Annotated in this window: 23 protein-coding genes; 14 read left to right on the forward strand and 9 right to left on the reverse strand. The window is 47.9% G+C overall.

Features of this window, described 5'->3' with window-relative positions; translation table 11 throughout:
- Positions 1 to 4 precede the first annotated feature (4 nt).
- From allE to HF569_RS07515, 8 genes are all read left to right on the forward strand, one after another.
- Entirely contained in the window at positions 5 to 790 is a 786-nt protein-coding gene (gene allE / locus HF569_RS07480; RefSeq protein WP_020090390.1) for a (S)-ureidoglycine aminohydrolase, read from the forward strand.
- Between the two features lie 41 nt (positions 791 to 831).
- Positions 832 to 1,899, forward strand: a complete 1,068-nt coding sequence (gene allD, locus HF569_RS07485; protein WP_168901932.1) for an ureidoglycolate dehydrogenase — start codon at positions 832 to 834, stop codon at positions 1,897 to 1,899.
- 27 nt (positions 1,900 to 1,926) lie between these two features.
- A complete protein-coding gene (gene fdrA / locus HF569_RS07490) occupies positions 1,927 to 3,693 on the forward strand; it encodes an acyl-CoA synthetase FdrA (RefSeq protein ID WP_168901933.1) in 1,767 nt (588 codons plus the stop codon).
- 3 nt (positions 3,694 to 3,696) lie between these two features.
- Positions 3,697 to 4,959 (forward strand): YlbE family protein, encoded by a 1,263-nt coding sequence (locus HF569_RS07495; protein ID WP_168901934.1) that lies wholly within the window; start codon positions 3,697 to 3,699, stop codon positions 4,957 to 4,959.
- Entirely contained in the window at positions 4,960 to 5,814 is an 855-nt protein-coding gene (locus HF569_RS07500) for a DUF2877 domain-containing protein (RefSeq protein ID WP_168901935.1), read from the forward strand.
- Between the two features lie 35 nt (positions 5,815 to 5,849).
- A complete protein-coding gene (gene arcC, locus HF569_RS07505; protein ID WP_168901936.1) occupies positions 5,850 to 6,791 on the forward strand; it encodes a carbamate kinase in 942 nt (313 codons plus the stop codon).
- A 265-nt stretch (positions 6,792 to 7,056) separates the two neighbouring features.
- Complete coding sequence (locus HF569_RS07510; protein WP_168901937.1) at positions 7,057 to 7,815, forward strand: SDR family oxidoreductase; 759 nt, start codon at positions 7,057 to 7,059, stop codon at positions 7,813 to 7,815.
- 74 nt (positions 7,816 to 7,889) lie between these two features.
- On the forward strand, positions 7,890 to 8,849 hold the full coding sequence (locus HF569_RS07515) for a 2-hydroxyacid dehydrogenase family protein (RefSeq protein ID WP_168901938.1): 960 nt from the start codon (positions 7,890 to 7,892) through the stop codon (positions 8,847 to 8,849).
- Between the two features lie 636 nt (positions 8,850 to 9,485).
- On the opposite strand, the gene HF569_RS07520 is transcribed toward HF569_RS07515, so the two are convergent.
- The 3 genes from HF569_RS07520 to HF569_RS07530 all read right to left on the reverse strand — a co-directional run bounded on the left by HF569_RS07520 (position 9,486) and on the right by HF569_RS07530 (position 11,624).
- Entirely contained in the window at positions 9,486 to 9,839 is a 354-nt protein-coding gene (locus HF569_RS07520) for a fluoride efflux transporter FluC (protein ID WP_168901939.1), read from the reverse strand.
- Positions 9,840 to 9,843: 4 nt separating this feature from the next.
- Positions 9,844 to 10,218, reverse strand: coding sequence for a fluoride efflux transporter FluC (locus HF569_RS07525; RefSeq protein ID WP_168901940.1), 375 nt, complete (start codon positions 10,216 to 10,218; stop codon positions 9,844 to 9,846).
- 155 nt (positions 10,219 to 10,373) lie between these two features.
- Positions 10,374 to 11,624, reverse strand: a complete 1,251-nt coding sequence (locus HF569_RS07530) for an MFS transporter (RefSeq protein WP_168901941.1) — start codon at positions 11,622 to 11,624, stop codon at positions 10,374 to 10,376.
- Positions 11,625 to 11,802: 178 nt separating this feature from the next.
- Between HF569_RS07530 and HF569_RS07535 the strand changes: the two genes are divergently transcribed.
- Positions 11,803 to 13,446: a PucR family transcriptional regulator gene (locus HF569_RS07535; RefSeq protein ID WP_168901942.1), complete on the forward strand. Its 1,644-nt coding sequence runs from the start codon at positions 11,803 to 11,805 to the stop codon at positions 13,444 to 13,446.
- A 93-nt stretch (positions 13,447 to 13,539) separates the two neighbouring features.
- Here the strand turns inward: HF569_RS07535 and HF569_RS07540 are convergent, their stop codons facing one another.
- Entirely contained in the window at positions 13,540 to 14,283 is a 744-nt protein-coding gene (locus tag HF569_RS07540; protein WP_168901943.1) for an SDR family oxidoreductase, read from the reverse strand.
- A 198-nt stretch (positions 14,284 to 14,481) separates the two neighbouring features.
- Between HF569_RS07540 and HF569_RS07545 the strand changes: the two genes are divergently transcribed.
- Entirely contained in the window at positions 14,482 to 14,850 is a 369-nt protein-coding gene (locus tag HF569_RS07545) for a hypothetical protein (protein ID WP_168901944.1), read from the forward strand.
- Positions 14,851 to 15,018: 168 nt separating this feature from the next.
- Here the strand turns inward: HF569_RS07545 and HF569_RS07550 are convergent, their stop codons facing one another.
- From HF569_RS07550 to HF569_RS07570, 5 genes are all read right to left on the reverse strand, one after another.
- Positions 15,019 to 15,249 (reverse strand): hypothetical protein, encoded by a 231-nt coding sequence (locus HF569_RS07550; RefSeq protein ID WP_168901945.1) that lies wholly within the window; start codon positions 15,247 to 15,249, stop codon positions 15,019 to 15,021.
- 194 nt (positions 15,250 to 15,443) lie between these two features.
- Positions 15,444 to 16,058, reverse strand: a complete 615-nt coding sequence (locus HF569_RS07555) for a sugar O-acetyltransferase (protein ID WP_168901946.1) — start codon at positions 16,056 to 16,058, stop codon at positions 15,444 to 15,446.
- A gap of 17 nt (positions 16,059 to 16,075) precedes the next feature.
- Positions 16,076 to 16,486: a peptide deformylase gene (locus HF569_RS07560; protein ID WP_168901947.1), complete on the reverse strand. Its 411-nt coding sequence runs from the start codon at positions 16,484 to 16,486 to the stop codon at positions 16,076 to 16,078.
- Positions 16,479 to 17,027, reverse strand: coding sequence for a DUF1697 domain-containing protein (locus HF569_RS07565; protein ID WP_168901948.1), 549 nt, complete (start codon positions 17,025 to 17,027; stop codon positions 16,479 to 16,481). Before HF569_RS07565 ends, HF569_RS07560 begins: the two co-directional genes overlap by 8 nt.
- A gap of 188 nt (positions 17,028 to 17,215) precedes the next feature.
- Entirely contained in the window at positions 17,216 to 18,094 is an 879-nt protein-coding gene (locus HF569_RS07570) for a LysR family transcriptional regulator (protein ID WP_168901949.1), read from the reverse strand.
- 142 nt (positions 18,095 to 18,236) lie between these two features.
- On the opposite strand from HF569_RS07570, the gene HF569_RS07575 reads away from it, so the two are divergent.
- The 4 genes from HF569_RS07575 to HF569_RS07590 all read left to right on the forward strand — a co-directional run bounded on the left by HF569_RS07575 (position 18,237) and on the right by HF569_RS07590 (position 21,379).
- Entirely contained in the window at positions 18,237 to 19,703 is a 1,467-nt protein-coding gene (locus HF569_RS07575; RefSeq protein ID WP_168901950.1) for a UbiD family decarboxylase, read from the forward strand.
- A 14-nt stretch (positions 19,704 to 19,717) separates the two neighbouring features.
- Complete coding sequence (locus HF569_RS07580) at positions 19,718 to 20,281, forward strand: UbiX family flavin prenyltransferase (RefSeq protein ID WP_168901951.1); 564 nt, start codon at positions 19,718 to 19,720, stop codon at positions 20,279 to 20,281.
- The gene (gene lpdD / locus HF569_RS07585; RefSeq protein ID WP_168901992.1) at positions 20,282 to 20,692 is read left to right on the forward strand and encodes a prenylated flavin chaperone LpdD; all 411 of its coding nucleotides are present in this window, start codon (positions 20,282 to 20,284) and stop codon (positions 20,690 to 20,692) included.
- Positions 20,693 to 20,833: 141 nt separating this feature from the next.
- Positions 20,834 to 21,379 (forward strand): hypothetical protein, encoded by a 546-nt coding sequence (locus tag HF569_RS07590; RefSeq protein WP_168901952.1) that lies wholly within the window; start codon positions 20,834 to 20,836, stop codon positions 21,377 to 21,379.
- Positions 21,380 to 21,610: the final 231 nt, after the last annotated feature.

Below are 21,610 nucleotides of genomic sequence, written 5' to 3' on the forward strand. Positions count from 1 at the left end.
GATCATGAGTTACAAAAACAATCGTACCGGTTACCAAAAGCAATTATTAGGTTCACGTTCTGTCGTTAAAGCAGGCAACTTTGCCTTGATTCCTAACGATGGTTTAGTTAAGAACAACGTTCCGGGATTTGAAAATGTCGATGTTTCCATCATGGGGACTCCACGTTTAGGCGCCCACTTCGTTGACTACATTGCCAGCTTCCAAAAGGGTGGTAAGCACACTGGCTTTGGTGGCGAAGGGATTGAAACCGTAGCTTACGTTGTTTCCGGTAAGTTAAAAGTTTCTGATGGCAAGGAAGAAAATATCTTGACGGATGGCGGCTACGCTTACTTCCCTGAAAGTGTCATCATGACGATGGAAAACGCGCAAGATGAACCAACCGAAGTCTTCCTGTACAAGAAGCGTTACCAACCAATCGCTGGCCACAAGGCTTACAAGATTGTAGGGAACACCCATGACCGTGCGCCACAAGACTACGAAGGCATGACCGATGTTCACCTGTGGGACTTCTTACCAACGGATGATTTAGGCTTCGATATGAACATGCACATTCTGGCCTTCGAACCAGGTGCTAGCCATGCTTACATTGAAACCCATTACCAAGAACACGGTGCCTACTTAATCAGTGGTTCTGGGATGTACAACTTGGACAACGGCTGGTACCCAGTTGAAAAAGGGGACTACCTCTACATGGGTTCTTACTCACCACAAGCAGCTTATGCCGTAGGTCGTGGCGAACCATTAGCTTACGTTTACTCCAAGGATGCTAACCGCGATCCAGAAATCTAACACACGACGACACACTCACACTAGACTCGGAGGGACAGCATATGTCAGATTCAGGAATTACGCTAGTTGATGCGCAAGAACTACAAGATTTAATGATGAACAAATTTATTGCCGCCGGGTTACCTAAAGAACACGCCGAAGAAACGGCGCGCCACCTCACTTATGCCGATGCTTGTGGGATTCACTCTCACGGGACGGTCCGGGTAGCCTACTACGCCGAACGAATTGCCAAGGGTGGGGTTAACCTCAACCCGAACATCCAATTTGAAAAGACCGGGACGTCTACCGGGGTCGTGCACTGTGACAACGGAATGGGCCAATATGTCTGCAACGAAGCGCTGACTTACGCGATCGATATGGCTAAAGATACCGGTTTAGCAGCGGTTGGCGTAGAGAAGACAGGGCACAGTGGCATGCTTTCCTACTACGTTAAGCGGGCTGCCGAAGAAGGTTTGGTTGCCATTGCCATGTGCCAATCCGATCCAATGGTGGTGCCTTATGGCGGTAGTGAAAATTACTTTGGGACGAACCCAATTGCCTTCTCCGCACCACGTTCAAGCGGCGAACCCCTAGTCTTTGATATGGCCACCACCGTTCAAGCTTGGGGTAAGGTCTTGGATGCCCGGTCGAAGAATCGTTCCATTCCGGACACCTGGGCTGTTGATGGCAACGGTGATCCAACCACTAATCCACATGATGTTCGTGGACTGTTGCCAATTGCTGGGCCAAAAGGTTATGGCTTGATGATGTTGGTTGACGTGGTTGCCGGCTCACTGTTGGGCTTGCCATTTGGGAAGCACGTCTCCTCAATGTACGCCGACTTGACAGAAAAACGGAACTTGGGTCAATTCTACATTCTGATCGATCCTAAGAAGTTCACGGACCCAGATGCCTTTGCTAAGCAAGTGCAACAGATGACGGAAGAATTACACGCCATGAAACCAGCTAAAGGCTTCGATCAAGTTTACCTGCCAGGTGAACGTAGCCAGATTCGCCGGAAGAAAGCGATGAAGGATGGCATTGAAGTAGCAACTGAAATTTACGATTACTTGAAGAGCGATACGGTTCACTTTGATAAGTACAATGGGCAAGGTGCCTTCGCCGAATAATTTTAACGAAAGAGAGTTGATAACTATATGCTGCACACGGTGATTGAAAAGAATAGTTATCAGGACTCCATCGTGCTCATGCTGTTGACCAACTATCTGGAAACTCTGGATGGCGTCAACAATGTACAAGTCATGATGGGAACCCCTGCTAACAAGGATATCTTTAAGACCGGTGGCTTGGCTACCGAAGAACTGGAAGCCGCTACCCCTAACGACATGGTGATTGTCCTCGATGTTGACAACGAAGACTTGATTGATGATGTCGTTAAGAAAGCCAAAGTCTACTTGGATGAACAATCCAATGGTAGCGATGACGACAATAGCGGTGAAGAGCGGGTTAAGACTTGGGATAAAGCCTTAGAAGTTGCTAAGGACGCGCCCGTAGCGTTGATCTCCGTTCCTGGTGTTTACGCCGCTAGTGAAGTTGAAAAAGCTTTAGATGCCGGCAAGAACGTCTTTTGTTTCAGTGATAACGTGACGATTGAAGACGAAGCGCGGCTGAAGCAGATGGCTCACGAGAAAGGCCTACTGCTGATGGGCCCTGACTGTGGGACCGGGATTGCCAATGGGTTACCTTTAGCTTTCGCTAACCGGGTTCGTAAGGGCAGTATCGGGATTGTTGGGGCTTCTGGGACTGGTATTCAGGAAGTCACTGCCATCATCCACAAGATGGGTGAAGGGGTGACTAACGCCATCGGAACCGGTGGCCGTGACTTGAAGGCCCAGGTTCAAGGGATTACTTTCAAAGACAGCATTGCCTTACTGGATCAAGATCCAGACGTTAAGGTGATCGTGGCTATTTCCAAGCCGCCTGCAAAGGAAGTCCGCGACGACGCGGTTGACCTGTTACGGGCAGCTAAGAAGCCAGTCGTAGCCATCTTCTTAGGTGAAAAGCCGGAAGCCCACGAAAAGGGCCTTTACCGAGCTTACACGTTGGAAGAAACGGCTAAGATTGCGGTGGGCTTGCTTCACGGACAGGAACCTACTGGTAACGAAGATGTTGCCGTTAAGGTACCAACCGTGACGTTGCAACCACAGCAAAAGTACATCAAGGGTTACTACTCTGGTGGGACCTTGGCCTATGAAGCCGCAACGCTGATGAACAATACCTTAGGCTTGCACGCCGAAAATGGGGTTGACGGTTCTATCTTGAAGAAGGACGGCTACGAAGTCTTGGACCTCGGGGATGACGTCTTTACACAGGGCCGGCCACACCCAATGATCGACGCGACGAAGCGGAAAGAAATGATGGTTTCGGCGGGCCAAGATCCTGAGACTGCTGCAATCCTGTTGGATATCGTGCTGGGTTACGGGACGACGGATGACATGGCAGGTGATTTGAAAGATACGATCATTAAGGTTAAGGCAGATGCCAAGGCTGAGGGTCGTGAAATTGCCGTGATTGTCACCATCGTGGGAACCGACATGGATCCACAAGACTACAGTCAACAACAGAAGACATTGGAAGAAGCTGGCGTCATCTTGTGTGAAAACAACGCTCAAGCCGTTAAGACGGCCTTAGCGATTGTGGGACATCCAGTGGAAGAAAAACCACTCCCAATTCTGCCAGAAAAACCATCGAACGTGCAGATGCCTGCTGTGTCTGACAGACTGAAGGAAATGCTGACGGCCACTCGTTTCTTGAATGTAGGGCTGGAAAGCTTTGCGGATGCGATTAACGAAAGCGGCGGAAGTGCTGTTCAGTTTGACTGGAAGCCAATCGCCGGAGGAAATGTTGAGCTACAAAAGGCCCTGCTCTTCCTCAGTAAAGTTGATTTGAAAGTAGGGGTGTAATGAATGGTTTATAAAAGTATCGACGAAGCCAATCAGGCAGTCGTCTCAAAAATTATTGCCGGTTCACCATTCCTATTGGATGTTGTTCCCGCAATCGATGTGATTGATGAATTCAAACACGGTAAAGTCTTACTCCACGCTGGTCCACCAATTACTTATGACAAAATGATTGATCCCGTCCAAGGTGCCTGCATTGGTGCCGCACTGTTCGAAGGGTGGGCAGATAATGAAGCTGACGCGCGCAAACTCATGGAAAGCGGCGAAGTCACCCTCATTCCTTGCCACCACGTTGATGCAGTTGGCCCAATGGGTGGAATTACGTCAGCCCACATGCCACTGGTGGTCGTTGAAAACCGGACGGATGGTAACCGCGCTTACTGCACGATGAACGAAGGGATTGGCGCGGTCCTGCGGTTTGGTGCGAACGGTCCCGAAGTCATTGATCGGTTGCGCTGGATGCGCGATGTCTTAGGTCCCGTCTTGAGCAAAGCTTTGCAAACGCGTGAACCATTGAATGTAAACGTTTTAATTGCCAAAGCGATTGCCATGGGTGATGAATTCCATCAACGGAATATCGCAGCGTCACTGGCATTCTTGAAGGAAATGTCGCCAAGTATTGTGGCCTTAGACATTGACCAGAAGGACAAGGAAGATGTCATTCAATTCCTAGCCGATACCGACCAATTCTTCTTGAATATTATGATGGCCTCCGCTAAATCCGTGATGGATGGCGCCCGTCAGATTCAGGAAGGGACGATCGTGACGGCCATGTGCCGGAACGGGTATGAATTTGGTATCCGGATTGCTGGGATGGGTGACGAATGGTTCACCGGTCCGGTTAACACGCCGCACGGACTCTACTTCTCTGGTTTTTCTGAAGACGATGCGTCACCTGATATGGGTGATAGTGCCATTACCGAAACGTTTGGGGTTGGTGGGTTCGCCATGATCGCTGCACCTGCCGTAACCCGGTTCGTCGGCACAGGTGGGTTCTTCGATGCCCTGCATACCAGTGAAGATATGACAGAAATTACCACGGCATCTAACCCGAACTTCCCGATCCCAACTTGGGATTTCCGCGGGATCTCCATTGGGATTGATGCGCGAAAAGTTGTTGAAACGGGCATTCTCCCGGTCATTAATACGGGGATTGCCAACAAGAAAGCTGGGTTAGGACAAATCGGGGCTGGAACCGTTAATCCACCGATGGAAGCCTTCGAAAAAGCTGTCCTGGCTTACGCGAAGAAGTTAGGTTTTGAGGAATAAATGCGTGAAGTAGAAGTTCTGGGTGACCACGTACTTCTGGCTCTAGAAGATAGAGATTGGTATGTTCATAGCGTCTTTGAACATACCTTTAATTTAACAGACAAGCAGCACACGCCGTTGGTGATTCTGACCAGCGACCGCTCAAAACTTTTACCAGGTGGACTCTATCTTCCGCCACGCGATTTTACCGATCTATTGAGTCAGATTCGAGATACTCGTAAGGTTGAGTTTCACGATGCGGCATTTTACATCGAGACGTATCAGGAGACTTGGCAACTCAAGATTGTTGACACGTTTCGTGCCGACTTGTTGACTGAAGGGATTCGTTCAGATCGGCTAGGCTACTTACTGAATAATTGCCGCAACATCGAACGACAGACAGGCTTTGACCAGCCATTTCAGGATTTCTTGACGACGGCAACGTCGCCTTATCAAAAAGAGACATCTTGGTTAACAAATGCAGTTACCGTCCAATGGGGGGTCGACTTCTTCATTGGCAGAGGCAGGGGGCTCACCCCATCGGGCGATGACTTCTTGTTAGGCTGGATTCTCATTGATTGGCTCAGTGGCAATCATCAAGAACTCCGTGCGGCGGTGGCTTCTCGAATTGAGGATGCCCGTTACACGACGGATGTTGGTCGGAGTTATCTGTACTATGCGTTGCGGCGCCGGTTCAGTAGTGCTTTGCTCGGAATTGTTCGCTACCTGAAGGGCAATGAACCGCTAGAAAATTTAGATGATTTATTAGCGGCAGCCATTGAATACGGCAACACGTCGGGCATTGATTGTTTGGCAGGAATTGTCTCAGCCTTGGTTTATAAGCAGGTTAATCTCGACCTCGACTTGAAATATTGATTTGATTTTGAAACGGAAGAAAGGGGGGAATCCCGATGGCTAAAAGAGTTGTCATTGCGGTTGGTGGTAACGCGATTCTCCAACCCAAGCAAGATCCAACATTTGATGTTCAGATGACTAACGTTCAGAAGAGTGCTGAGCAAATTGCGAAGATTGAAGCCATGGATTACGAAATTGTGTTGACTCACGGTAATGGTCCTCAAGTTGGGAATATTCTCCAACAGAATGAATTGGCTAAGCACACCGTCCCAGCGTTGCCACTGGATGCTTGTAACGGAGAATCCCAAGGATTTATTGGGTACATGTTGGAGCAGAGTCTAAAGAACACCTTGCGACAGAATCAGTCGTCGGCTAACGTGGCCACTTTGCTAACGGAAGTGGAGGTTGACCGTGACGATCCAGCCTTCAAGAATCCTAGCAAACCCATCGGTGTCTTCTACACTGAAGAGGAAGCCCAGCAGCTCCAAGCTGATAAAGGGTGGATCATGAAGGAAGATGCGGGTCGGGGTTACCGACGAGTGGTGCCTTCACCGATGCCGGCTATGATTCATGGTGTTGATTCGATTAATCATTTGTTAGAACAAAACATCATCGTCATTGCTGGTGGGGGTGGCGGTATCCCAGTCTACCAGACTGAGGACGGTCTCCTCCAAGGTTTAGAGGCGGTCATTGATAAGGACCGGACTGGTCGGAAATTGGCAGAACAAGTCAATGCTGATATTTTCATGATTTTAACGGATGTCAGCAATGTTTACGTCAACTACGGCAAATCTAACCAAAAGAAACTGGAAAACATCTGCGTTAAAGAGGCGCAAAAACATCTGGACGACGGGCAATTTGCCGCCGGAAGTATGGGGCCGAAGATTGAAGCAGCGATTGCGTTCGCCAAAACCGGACGAACTGCGATTATCTGCTCCCTGGATGAGGCTGACTTAGCCTTACAGGGCAAGGCCGGAACGCGCATCAGTTACGCTTAGAAGCTGTTTTAATCAGGCTTAGACTTAGAGATTGATTGATGAAATTTGATCCTTGAAAGTTTGTGGTGATGGTCAGTGAACTTGCCGTGCAACGTGAAGTTGTAGATTGACTGACCATCTCTAAATAGGACGGTGTCTGTCGGCTTCTGCGGCAGTACTGTTTTGAAAGAGAGATCGAACTGCCAAGTGTCTGGCGGTTCGATTTTCACCGCAATGAATTGTGAAAGACAACACAACTAGAGTTAACTTCGGGAGGTAGAATGAGATGAGTCATCGTTTAGACGGAAAAGTTGCCATTGTTACGGGTGGAACCCTAGGGATTGGGTTAGCCGTTGCTGATAAGTTCGTCGCAGAAGGCGGCAAGGTCATGATTACCGGACGCCACGCGGATGTTGGCGAGAAGGCCGCTAAAAGTATCGGCGGTCCTGATGTGATTCAGTTCTTCCAGCACGATGCGACGGATGAACAAGGCTGGCTTGATTTATTTGATGCGACTGAAAAAGCTTTTGGCCCAGTGACTACGATAGTGAATAACGCCGGAATGGCCGTTAACAAGAGTATCGAAAACACGTCAACCAAGGAATGGAAGCAACAACTGGCTGTTAACTTGGATGGGGTCTTCTATGGCACTCGGTTGGGGATTCAACGGATGAAGAACAAGCACTTGGGCGCATCCATTATCAACATGTCTTCCATCGAAGGTTTTGTCGGCGACCCTAATCTGGGCGCTTACAATGCATCCAAGGGTGGTGTGCGGATCATGTCTAAGTCCGCAGCCGTCGACTGTGCACTGAAGGACTACGATGTCCGGGTTAATACCGTTCACCCTGGCTATATCAAGACACCGTTAGTTGACGATCTGCCGGGTGCTGAAGCGGCGATGTCAGACCGGACAAAGACGCCGATGGGCCACATTGGTGAGCCTAACGATATTGCTTGGATCTGTGTTTACTTAGCGTCAGATGAATCTAAGTTCGCAACTGGTTCAGAATTCGTGGTGGACGGGGGTTACACTGCTCAATAAACTGGCAGTGCATCGCTAATTGAAAACGTATACAATAGAGTTGTAAACCAAATCTTACTAGAGGAGTGATAGTCATGGCTAGTGTTTTAGTAACTGCAGCAATTCCACAGTCGGCTTTGGCAATTTTAAAGGAAGCCAATTTGGATATCGATGTCTATACAGGCAGTGGATTAATCACGAAAGAAGAATTGGTCAAACGAATCGTGGGAAAGGATTATTTGATTACGCCACTATCAACACAGGTTGACAAGGACGTGATTGATGCCGATCCTAACCTGAAGATTATTGCCAACTACGGTGCGGGCTTTAATAATATTGACGCGGCGTATGCTCGGCAAAAGGGGATTCCTGTCACCAACACACCAGAAGTTTCGACCGTTTCAACCGCTGAAGTGACGACGGGGCTGATGATTACGTTAGCCCACCGGATGGTTGAAGGCGATAAGTTGATGCGGACGAAGGGCTTCGATGGTTGGTCACCACTCTTCTTCTTAGGCCATGAACTCTCTGGTAAGACCTTAGGGATTGTCGGTATGGGGCAAATTGGTCAAGCCGTTGCCAAGCGGATGAAGGCGTTCGATATGAACATCATCTACTCGCAACGGACCCAGCTTGATCCAGAAGTGGAAGCGCAGTTTGGGGCTAAATTTGTCAGCTTGGAAGAGTTGATTAAAACCAGCGATGTGCTGAGCTTGCACTGCCCACTGAACGACAAGACCCACCACATGATTGGTGCACCAGAATTCAAGCAGATGAAGTCATCTGCCTACTTGATTAATGCCGCACGGGGACCAGTCATTGATGAGGCTGCTTTACTCGAGGCGTTGAAGGCCGGCGAATTGGCTGGCGCAGCGTTGGATGTTTACGAAGCAGAACCTAACGTTGATGATGGTTTCAAGGCATTGGACAATGTCATTTTGACGCCCCATGTAGGGAACGCCACCGTCGAAGCACGGGACGCGATGGCTGCGATCGTTGCCAAGAATACCGTTCGGGTTGATCAAGGACAAGAACCACTGCACATCGTTAATTAGAACCACCTTCATATTATGACTAGAGAATAGTTTTGACGGGATCAGCTCAGACATGGGTTGGTCCCGTTTTTTTGGTGTGATCAGTAATTTTGTTGGAAAAGGTTGCCCTGCCTTGTGCCAACCTGAATTTTGGGTTTTAGCCGTCACCTGTGGCTGCCAGAGATTTTGGCTACTATGGAGACCGCCTGCAGCTGGATAAGCGGTCTGCTGGCGCGGTGGCCAAGGAAACATCGGCTAACACCACGGTCACTGCTGCCGCCATCTCTGGCCTTCTTCGGTTATGTGAACAATGGTAATCTCTGGATAATGGGTATCCTCCATTCCTGCCAAAAGTGTTCAGCGGCTAGTAAAGCAAAAAGACATAACAGTTAAAGGACACGCAAAAAAGGGAGCAGCCACCACTGCTCCCTCACACGACACCACACTAGACTTGCGGTTACCCCATATTATACGCCGGGTGGTCATTGGGGACAACGCTTTCACTAATGATTTAATAATCTAAACGAATACAAAAAAGAAGCAGTCCGACGGTCGTTAATTAGGCGACCACTGCTTCTTCTTCGCGTACGGTAAAACCGCACCTAGACTCGCGAATAACTTAATACTGCCTGATTACTTGGTGATCGGCAAGCCAATTTAAATGACCAGTTCATAACCCACAAAGGCACTGACGACGCCCAGTGTGGCGGATAGCATCAGATAACTCATAGCGGTAATGGGTTTGTGATCAATCAGCTTGATAAAGTCGTTGGTAAACGTAGAAAAGGTGGAAAACCCTCCCAGAAAGCCACTGGCAACCTGGAAGAGTAGCGCGGTCGGTGCAAGTAACCCCGTTGCAATTCCTAGTAGACTGGAACCTAAGATATTGATGGACACCGTTGCTACGGGAAAGTGGGTTGGGGGGATGAGTAAGTCAGTGACGTAGCCCACGGTGAAACGCGTGAGCGCCCCGCAACTACCCGCTAAACAAATGTAGAGGATCGCCAACATGCCGTCACGCCCCTTCAGTCACACGAGCACTTGAACGAAAGCCTAAAACAGCGGCGCCACAACCGAGTAGCAGGCTGGCCAACCAGTAGGTGAGTGCAAGACCCATGGCCCCCTGCTGTAGGAGGTGGACAACGTCCATTGAGAAGGTTGAAAAGGTCGTGAAGCTACCGACTAGACCGACAGTCAGACCGGCCATAGCTGCCTCTGAGAGGGGAATGAGCGTGGGGAGTGATTTGGAGATAAACGCCAGTAGAAAAGATCCGGCCACGTTGATCAAGAGAATGGTGGTCAAGTGATGGCTAGTCATCGCCGTCAAGCCTAGCCGTAAGAGACTGCCACAAAAGGCAAAAACAAAAATATAGCTGATTTTTTTGAACACACCGAAGACCTCCAGTCAGGTGGGCGTAAGAATTAAACACCCATAGTCGTTGCCACTCACGATCGGTGATGCAATCTGGCAGTGAGTAGCAAGGACTATGGGTGTTTAACGGAAACTATTCGATTGTTAAGATTGAAATTAGCGGAGGACTGAGCTTAGGCTTGTTTCTTACGCAAGTTAGCGAGTAAGAATAGCACCGTACCCACTGCTAGTAGGATGATGGCAATGTAGAAGCCTAAGACCTTGGAACCAGTGGCATCGGAGATACTCCCAGTTAGGGCAGGGGCGATGATTGAAGACATCATTCCGAAGAAGTTGAAGACACCTAAGGTTGTGCCGACACCGACAGCGGGGGCATTTTCACCAAGCCAAGAAATGATGATGGGTTCAACCGCTAGTTTACCCAGGAATCCGTATAGGATCAGTGCGGTCAGTAAGAAGGCCGAAGTGGTCGCCTGGACGGTTAATAGCAGCATGGCCGCGGAGAGCAATTCCAAAACCACGATGAACTGAATCTTTTTAGTTAAGTATTTATCAGCCAACTTACTGAAGAAAAGGGCGCCGGGGATGGATGCGAAGGCCACCAGAGAGGATGAAAAACCAATGGCGGCACCGTGGAAGCCCCGTTCTGTTGCTAGGAAGTTAGGAAGCCACGTTACGATCATGTAGTAGGCGTAGCAGGTAGCGAAGTACAGGATGTAGGCGAAGAGCATCTTAGGTTGAAAGAGGGTGGTCAAGGAGACTTTTTCTTTGACCTTAGGGGTTTCAGCCTTAGCCGCTTCTTCGGCAGCCTGAATATTCACGATGTCGTCTTTGTTACTTTTAATAATGGCTTGAAATGCGATGACCATGCAGACAATCATGACAATTGTGATGTACATCATCGTTTGCCAAGGCATGCCTTGTTGGGCAACTAGGAAGCTGGAGAGGATCATCCCCAGGCCAGAACCGACGGCGGAACCACTGTTCACGATGGCCGTAGAGAAACTCTTTTTATTGGCGGGGATATTTTGCGAGGTCAGAGAATAAGCTGAGCCGTAGAAGGACCCACAGCCCAAGCCGGCTAGTACGGACCCGACGTAAATCATTTGAATGGAGCTGGCCATGGCTACGATTAAAGCAGCGATGGCGAATAAAATAAATCCGGGAATCAAGACCCGCTTCTTCCCGATCTTATCGACTAGGAACCCCGCGGGAATTTGCATGATGACATAACCAAGAAAATAAAAGCTAGAAATTGATCCCAAGGCAGTATCGGATACCCCACCGCCGAGTGATGAACGGATTTGGGGGTAAACCGGTGCAAGGGCAGAACGGTAAATCCAAATGGTAATCCAGCCAGCACAGAGTAAGATGACAATCTTCTTCCAATAGGCCATACCTGATTTTTCTGTAACTTTGTCCATGATAAGTCCTCCAATTTCACCATATATGTAAACGCTTACAGTGATAATTATAAGGAGATTCACAAGAAATTCATTGCATACTCTGCACCATAAATTAATGATATTTGTCTATTTTAGCCAAATGTGTTTTAATTGGATAAATGAAAGCGCTAACTTTTATTTGAGGAGGTTAACTAAAGTGAGCACGTTAAAGGAGTTACTGAGCTTGCCGCGTTTTTCTGATTTGGAGGTCATGTCGATTCACAAAGACATGGATCGCCCAGTCGAAAGCGTTGAAATTACGGAAACGCCCGATGTCGCTAATTTTATTCCCGAACATGTCATTATCTTAACGACGGCGATGGTTTTCCGGAATGGTCAGGAGAAGCTAAAGCCGTTTCTAGCCTCGTTGAAACAGCAGCATGTGACTGCTCTGGGGATCAAGGTCGGCCGATTCATTGAAGCGATTGATCCGGCAGTGGTCAAGTACGCCACGGAGATTGACTTACCACTCATTAAGATCCCAAGTGGCCAACCACTGGGTGGGCTACTTTATCAAATGCAGAGTTACTTATGGGATACTAAGACTGAACAACTTACATATGCGTTAGACATTCAAAAGAGTTTTTCCAATTTATTGATGCACGATGTCAGCAATGGCCGTTTTATTGCGGAATTGGGAAAGATTATTAATGCGCCGGTGATTCTGCTTAATCCTTGGCATAAGGTGATTGGAAATTCGCAGTTTTTCTCAGGATCTGATTATCCGGCGTCATTTTATACAGAACAGTTAACGACTCAGGATTACGAGAAAATTAATGAGGGTAAGAGCACTCTTTTAATTAAGGGAGTTAAGGATGAAAAGATTCAAGTCTTGGGATATCCGGTTAAAGTGGCCAATCATTTTCCGTATTATTTGGTGATCTTAAGACCAGAACAGATCCCTTACCCAATTTCAGAATTTGCAATTGAGCAGGCGGTTCTGGTGTTAACGTTTATTCTCTATAAGAATCAAAAGGTACAGGAATTCTTTGATCTTATGAAAAGTGATTTCCTATCTCAATTAGTTAAAGCCAAGACAGAACAGAGTAATGAAAATCGGGATTGGATTGATCTAGGAGAAAATTATGGATTGGTTCAGAGTGACTATTACCGGATTGCTTTGGTTTATTGTGTACCCAATGAAAAAAATAAGAACCAAATTTTTTATCGTAAGGAAGAAGCAGAAGTTGCTAATAACTGGTTACAAGAGCAGTTACCGGTGAAGATTCGCGATGTCGTGACTTTTAAGGTGAAGAACAGCAATGATATTGCGTTGTTGTTCCAATCAAAAGAGGTTGGGTTTGAACGGACGGTCAAAACTTTAATTAAGAGTCTAAGGAAAGAACTGGACATTAATTTAAGCTTTTCATTTGGGAACCCTTACGATGAAATTGAAGAAATCTCGAGTTCGTACATTGAGGCTAAATTAGCATTAGACGAGGTTAAACAACAGGAAGATCCCGATATGATGAATTACTATCATCCGCGCGGCCTGATCAGTCTGTTTGAAGGGGCCAATGATGAAGATATTCACTATTATTGTGAAAAAGTTTTAAAGGACTTGGCGTATCCAACCGATCCTTCAACGATTGATTTACGTAAAACCCTGCAGTATTACTTGGACTATAATTGCGAAATTACAAAGACAGCTAATACCTTGTATCTCCACCGCAACACGATCAAGTATCGGATTAAACAGTGTGAAAAGATTTTGGGGCAGTCGGTTAAGAATCCGCAGACGAGTTTGAATTTGCGGTTAGCCTTGGAATTATCGAAGTCGGAAGAGACTACGACAGTTTAAACGTAAATGACAATAAAGGACCTGAGAAAAATCCCAGGTCCTTTTAGGTTCCAACTGATTTAGCCGAAACTTATTTACTCTCTGTGCTGCTAGTTACCAAGGTTGATCAGTTGGTCCAACCGTGAATTCACTAACATTCGTGTCGGCAGGTTGGTCGATGGCGAAGGCAATGACGTTGGCCACGCGTTCGGGGCTGATTTGATACCGATCGTATAATGCTGATGCGCCCTTTAAGGTGGCAGCATCCGTGGTGGTAGCTAATAATTCCGTTTGAATGGCAGCCGGGTAGATCGTGGCCGTCCGAATGTGGCTATTTTCCTGAGCAGATTCCATCCGTAGCACTTCCATCAGATCGCGTACGGCCCACTTAGTCGCGCCGTAGACGGCACCACCGGGGTAAGCCTTAAGGCCAGCTACGGAAGAAGTCGCGATGACGTGACCGGATTGTTGATGCTTAAAAGTTGGCAGCACAGCGGCAATTCCATTCAATACCCCTTTAATATTAACGTCAACCATTCGATTCCATTCGTCGGTTTTCAGTTCTGACATGGGGGAGTTAGGCATCAAGCCGGCATTTAGAAAAATAACGTCCAGCTGGCCAAACGTATCTTTAGTGAACTGAACAATTTGCCGATTAGCCTCAGCATCCGTGACGTCTAGCGATTGGTAGGCGGCTTGTCCGCCTGCAGCCTTAATTTCAGTTGTCAGTGCTTGTAACTTGTCTTCGCGACGAGCACCGAGAACTAACTTAGCCCCTTTGCTAGCTAGTAATTTGGCAGTAGCGGCACCAATCCCTGAGGAGGCACCCGTAATTAAAACAACTTTGTCTTTGATCATATCAGTCAAAGCTCCCTTCAAAATTTGATGATCTCATCGTAAACCTTTGAGTCGACTCGAAGGCAAGCGAAAAATGCCATCTTTTTGAAAAGTATGAGGATGATGCGAGGACCGAGGACTTACCCCAGCATATTAGTTTACTTTCCCGCGCAAATCGCCTATGGTACAGCTAAAACAAAGACGTGGGTGGTGAACATCATGCAAAAATTGTACGGGTATGTGCCATTGCTGAGTGGTTTAGGTAGTCTGTATTTTTTATTGGTGATGTCGCTGGAACCTTCATCAACAACCAGTCTAGGCTTGGACTTTAATTGGCATGATCCAGATGTCGTCGGAGTTGCGATGATCTTGGTGGTGGTCGTGATTACGGCATTTGCCAAAACGGCGTGGACGAAACGGATCGGGTTGATCGTGAATGGCATCATCATTCTCGGCATGACCTATGATTTGGTGAGTACTCAACATTCACCGCTATTGACCGATTACCTGTGGTTGTGGGGATTACTGATGCTACTCAACCTGAGCTTGATTGGCTGGGGGAGTTATCAGTTGTGGAAGACTAAATAAGTATAAAAAGTATTCACGAAATAACCCTCCAAGATTGGAATGTTAACCAATTTTGGAGGGCTATTTTATAGTTGTATGTGGACAAATTTCTCTGGGAAATATTAATCGTTTAACAGGTTGTGCCTCTTTAGATTAAGATGCGTGTTGATATAGGGCAAAAGAAATGTGTCACATGAGTGAAAAAGGACCTTTAAATATTGAGGATTTTTCCTGTGAGCCCAAAAAGTTAAGATATTCATCAATATAAGCTTGTAGAGACTCATCATTAATTCTTAAATTGTTTTGTGTTATGGAACCTGTGGAAGAAATGCGTCCGTCGGTTATTAGCCGTTCTAATGATTCTTGAGTGTGTGCAAGACCATTCTCTTTCAACAGTTTTAATGCGGCAGTACTATCCATAATTATTCCTCCTTGAAGAATATTTTACATATGAACGCATGGCCTTAAAGAATGGTTAGTGCTCAAAACGTTTGGTTGTTGCTGAACCTGTGGTAATTACTTAGGATAGAGTAAATTAGCATGGCTGTTATAGTAGCAATCTTGTTTTATGCGACTGATTTAACTTATTCCATAGGGTGTACGTTGTTATTTCACTAAATACCCGTCTTGTACTTCATCGAATCTGCTTCCGTAATCTCACGAACCACACGGCAGGGATTGCCCACGGCCAATGAGTTGTCGGGGATATCGCGGGTCACTACGGAGCCGGCGCCGATGACACAGCCGCTGCCAATCGTGACGCCGCCAATCACTGTGACATTGCTGCCGAACCAGCAGTTGTCGCCAATCGTAATCGGCTTCTGGTATTCGAGGTCAAATAGCGTACCGTCAGCGTGTGCCCGGAGGTTCCGTTCCTGGTAGCGCAAGGGATGCATGGGGGTGACCAGCGTGATGTTGGGGCCAAACCAGACGCTATCGCCAATCGTAACATGGCCACAATCGAGGACGGTGAAGTTAGCGTTGGCGTAAAAATGCTGGCCTAAATGGGTGTAGCACCCGTAATCAAAGAAAATTGGTCCCTGCAGGTAGGTCCTTTCGCCGTGATCGGGGATAAGGTTGGACAGAATTTCTTCGCGCTTGGCCGTCTCATCGTCGAAAGTTTGATTATATTCTTGCGACAAGCGGTGTGCGTAGTGCAGGCGAGCTTGCAGCTTAGGATCAGATGGATCGTAGAGCTGGCCAGCCAACATTTTTTCTTCTTCAGTCATCACAAAAATCTCCTTGTCTAAATAATGATGCCTTCGCAGTGGTCCACTTCGTGCTGGATGATTTGCGCGACGAAGCCCGTGAAGGTCTGGTGTTGGCGTTGAAAATTCTGATTAAGAAAATCGACATCGATAGTTTGATAGCGGGTGGTCGATCGCTCGCCGGTTAGCGACAGGCAACCTTCCTGAGTGTGAAAGGCGCCGGCTTTTTTAGTAATGGTGGGATTAATCATGGCGACGGGCATGATGCCCATGTCGACCACGATAATACGCTTATTGATACCGATCATGTTGGCAGCCATCCCGACACAATTTTCGCTGTTCGCCTTCAAGGTGTCCAATAAATCAGTCACGACGGGAGCGTCCAGTTTAGTGGCCAATTGGGCTTTAGTATTGAGTTGGGTGGGGTCGTGAACAACGTTTCTAATCATGGGGTTCCTCCAAAATATGTTTGAGTTTAGTGGTGGTGTTGTAGTTGCGCGCACTGGTTTGACGGTAAAATGACGTGCCCATAATCTTTGAATAAAATGACCGGCTGAAGTGGACGCGCAGGGTTGAGGTCCAGAAGATCACGTTAGGGGTGATCAGAATCTGGTCGTAGTCGGCGGTAACGTGCTCTCGCAGCCAGGAATCATGGCTAGGGTCGTAGGTGTTGAGCTTAAATAACGCGTTGTGCCGGAGTTGTGGGTCAGCACCCCACCAGTCGGGGGCCAGTGCGAGATCGGCCAAGAATTCGGGCTCGCTAAGTAAGCGGAAGTCGATAGGAAAATCAAAGTTACGAGTGAGTAGTTGAGTAATTATGGCCTCACAAGCCGGTTGTGGCTGGTCACTACTGATAAATAGGTTGCCGCTGTTAATGTAAGAGCGAACCGCGTCAAATCCGGCGGTGCGGAGTAGATCGCGCAACATAGCCATAGGAACCTTGTGCTTGCCGCCAACATTGATACCGCGTAGGAGTAGCAGATAATTCATGAGCCAGTCCACCTTTCAAGTGAGTCGTATTGCCGACTTTGTGTAAGCGGCTTCTTAATTATAGCATGTATAGCACTGTTCTTTTAGGGTCGTGATAAGGGGAAACTCTGAAAAATTACCATGATGGGAAAATTCAAAAAAGGTGCAACATTTTTAAGCAAAAATACATTAGTAATCAGTAGGGGAACCTAGCGCAGATAGTTGATGAGACGTTGGGCGGCTTGGCTCAATGTCCCATGAGGATAGATGAGTTGTAGGTGGCTGATTAAAGGTGTGCTGAATGGCCGCGTGACAAATTCTGAGGTGAGAAAAGGCTGCGCTGCTTTGGCAAACAGAATAGTGACCCGTTGGGTGTGAGCGACCATGCCCAGTAAAGTCTCAATGTGGGGTGTGGTAAAGCGGATGTTAGGGATAAAACCAGCTTGTTGAAAGAGAGCATCCATTTGCTCGTAGACGCCTGAGCCTGGATTAAGCGTTACCAGCTCGCTATCCCGCAGGTCGTTTAGCGCGATGGTGGATTGTTGCGCGAGTGGATGGGCTGCATCGAGAACCACACGGAGCTCGTCGGTGTCAAGATTGATGGCGGTAAACTGTGATTTGTTAAGGCGTTGACTCTGAACATCACGGATAATACCCAAGTCGAGTGTTTCAGCCTGCAATTGTTTGAGTAGGTCGGCCCCTTGCAACTCTGATAAGCGGATATTAATCTGCGGATAGTCATGCATGAAGTGGCTCATTTTACGGGTGAGGCCATACTGAGCCATGACGGGGACACTGCCGATGTGCAACGTTCCTCGTTTAAGCGCACGGTAATCCTGTAGTTCAGTCTGCATGAGGTGATATTGCGTGAGGATGGTTTGCGCGTAATGGAAGAAGACATCGCCACCTTCAGTAATTGTTAATTGGCGCCTATTACGCGTAGAAATGAGGGGCATGTCCAGCTCGTCTTGAATATTACGGAGTCGTTTGGATAGCGCCGACTGCGTGATATTTAATTCAATGGCGGCATCGGAAATGTTGCGCGTCTGGTAGAGCACGATAAAACTATAAAAATCATCTAAAGTCATTAAACTCAGTCCTTCCACGGTGACCAGCTAGCTAAGCAATCTATTATTCCAGTTAAGCATAACGTTAGTCAATATACGAGTTGTTTGCAAGGTCAATGGGCGTGTAAGGTGAACAGTGTAGAAAACGACAGGAGGTCATTTGATGAGTAATGAGCCATATGATTTACGTAAAGTCTTAGCTGAATTAAAAACGCAGCCGGGACAATATCACGCCACGGACGTTGAGGTTAACCCTGATGCTGAGCTTTCGGGTGTATACCGGTATATTGGCGCTGGTGGGACAGTTGAACGGCCCACTCAGGAGGGACCGGCGATGATGTTTAACCACGTTACGGGTTTTCCCGATACGAGAGTCCTAACTGGACTAATGGCGAGTCGCAAGCGGGTTGGCCTGATGTTTCATCATGATTTCCATACGCTAGGCCAGTTTCTGAATGATGCTGTGGATCACCCTGTGCCACCTGTCATGGTCGACGATGCCCCAGCCCATGAGGTGATTCATAAAGCGACCGATCCTGATTTTGACATTCGCAAACTGGTTGCGGCACCTACCAATACGCCGGAAGATGCCGGACCATATATCACGGTGGGCGTTGTTCTAGGTTCTAATAAAGCCAAGACCATGAGCGACGTGACAATTCACCGAATGGTTCTTGAAGATAAAGACAAATTAGGGATATACATTATGCCTGGCGGACGGCATATTGGGGCGTTTGCTAAGGAATACGAAGCCGCCAACGAACCAATGCCAGTTACCATTAATATTGGTCTTGATCCAGCGATTACCATTGGCTGTACGTTTGAGCCACCTACCACGCCACTGGGATACAACGAACTTGGCGTCGCCGGTGCGATTCGACAGGAAGCAGTGGGGTTAACGCCTGCTGTGACGGTTGATGAAAATGCGATTGCGCGCTCTGAGTTTACCTTGGAGGGTTACATTATGCCTAATGAGCGGATGCAAGAAGATATCAATACGCATACGGGGAAAGCCATGCCTGAATTTCCCGGGTACGATGGTGATGCGAATCCAGCCGTTCAGGTGATCAAGGTAACCGCCGTGACCCACCGGGAGCATCCGATTATGCAAAGCGTGATTGGGCCTTCCGAGGAACATGTCAGCATGGCCGGTATTCCGACTGAGGCAAGTATCTTGGAGTTAACGAATCGAGCTATTCCAGGAAAAGTGTTAAATGTGTACAATCCGCCAGCAGGTGGCGGTAAATTGATGACGATTATGCAGATTCATAAAGATGATGAGGCGGACGAAGGCATTCAACGTCAAGCGGCATTGCTGGCATTCTCGGCATTCAAAGAGTTAAAGACCGTGATTCTAGTCGATGAAGATGTGGATATTTTCGATATGAACGATGTCATGTGGACCGTGAATACCCGCTTCCAGGCAGATCAGGATCTGATGGTTTTACCGGGGATGCGCAATCACCCGCTGGATCCTTCAGAGCGTCCCGGCTATGATCCTAAATCAATTCGGACACGTGGCATGTCATCCAAACTCGTGATTGATGGCACTGTGCCATACGATATGAAGGATCAGTTTGTGCGCGCCCAATTTATGAAGGTTCCAGATTGGCAAAAATATTTGAAGTAAAGGACGGGTAATTTATGAAAAAGATTGTGGTCGGTGTAACCGGGGCGTCGGGAACGATCTACGCGATTGATCTGCTAAAGAAATTACGCCTCATCCCTGATGTGGAGACCCATCTCGTGATGAGTGCGTGGGCTAAGAAAAATTTAGCGTTGGAGACGGACTATACGTTGGATCAGATCAAAGCACTAGCCGATGTGGTTTACAGTGACCGCGATCAGGGAGCAGCAATTGCTAGTGGCTCATTTCTGAATGACGGGATGGTTATCGTTCCCGCCAGTATGAAAACCGTGGCCGGCATCGCGTATGGCTTTGGCGATAACCTGGTGGCTCGAGCCGCCGACGTGACCATCAAAGAGCAACGCAAGCTGGTTATCGTTCCCCGCGAAACGCCATTGAGTGTGATTCATTTGGAGAATTTAACGAAGTTAGCGAAGCTCGGTGCCCAGATCATTCCCCCGATTCCCGCCTTCTACAATCAGCCACGGACGATTCAGGATCTGGTCGATCATCAAACCATGAAGGTCCTAGATGCCTTTGGAATTCATGAACAGACGGCCAAACGTTGGGAGGGTGATTAGATACCAAAATTCAGTGTGACGCAGGAGGGCTATACGATTTCTGCGGACGTGACGGTCATTGGCAAGGACTTGCTCATTGTGGTCACGGGTGGCAGCAACCCGCACATTGGGGATGTCACCACGTTGACCAAGGACACAACGATACAAACCATTAAGTATCCCAGCCATGATGGCCGTTTCCACAAGGATAACTTTGTCGGTGAACGGGTCGCCAAGGTGGTTCAACCCGCGTTGCCAGGCAGTTGTACCATTACGGCCGGTATTCACGTCAATCAGATTACTAAGGCTCAGATCGCGGCTTCGGCACCAATGGGAGAAAACTTAGGTCGGCAAGTTGCAGACTGGTTAATCGCTCATCCCGTTGAAGCGCCTACGCCTCAGTATTACGGAGATGACGAGCAACCCAAGTGACAAGGTGACGTCATGCCGATAGCTAATGCCAGCAATCGTCGGGACCATTATTTATTAATTTATACGGTTTTCAAGCCCCCCACTGGTGTATACTAATTGCGTATTTAATAAACAGCATATTCCTGGGGAGGAGTTTTACTGATGAAGAAACAGGTATGGGTATTAGCGCTACTGGCGGGGTTGACGCTGAGTGGCGTACAGCTGGGCGTACCGGCCACGGCGCACGCGGCATCTCAGCGAACCATGAAGGTTTATCCGCAACGGTTCCGGGGGACTTGGTACCATTACGATGGTCACGGAAAATTTGATCGGGTTAAGTTCACCGCGACTAAGTGGAAGACGGCCGGTTTTAATAATAATCAACGCTACGTTAGCGCCTCTAAGCTCAAACAGCGGCTGGTAACGGCTGATCCAGCACGGTTAGTCCGTCATCCTAAGTGGACGGTGGGCCAGAAGATGCGCGTACGCCAAGCCAATTGGATTGACCTGCGTGGTTGGAACCAATCGGCGGGGGATGGCACTTACTATAAGGTTGCCAACAAACGCTATCGCGGCCAGAAGATGACGGTGTTGAGTGAGGCTGGTGGTGCTGGCGTGTGGGTTACACAGCACTACTACCCGTCCCGCCAAGTCGCCAAGCAATTGAAGAACCATCGTTTCCACGGCGAAGTTTACTACGCGTCATAAACCGTATTTGTATAATTTGAATTGAAGATTAGAAGCTGTGGCAGTGGTTGTCTCAGCTTTTTTGCTTATATCTGGGGATGAACGGCGCCTAAAGATTACTGCTAGAATAGTCCGCTGTATAACGATTAAGTTTTGCCCCTAAAAGGTTCTATGACGGTACCATCATGCTATAATTGTGAACGGAATGGGAAAAATGGGCAATTGACGAGGAAGCCATTTGCCATTGGAGGG

The sequence above is a fragment of the Levilactobacillus tujiorum genome (genome assembly GCF_012641185.1).
In the GTDB taxonomy this organism is placed as follows: domain Bacteria; phylum Bacillota; class Bacilli; order Lactobacillales; family Lactobacillaceae; genus Levilactobacillus; species Levilactobacillus tujiorum.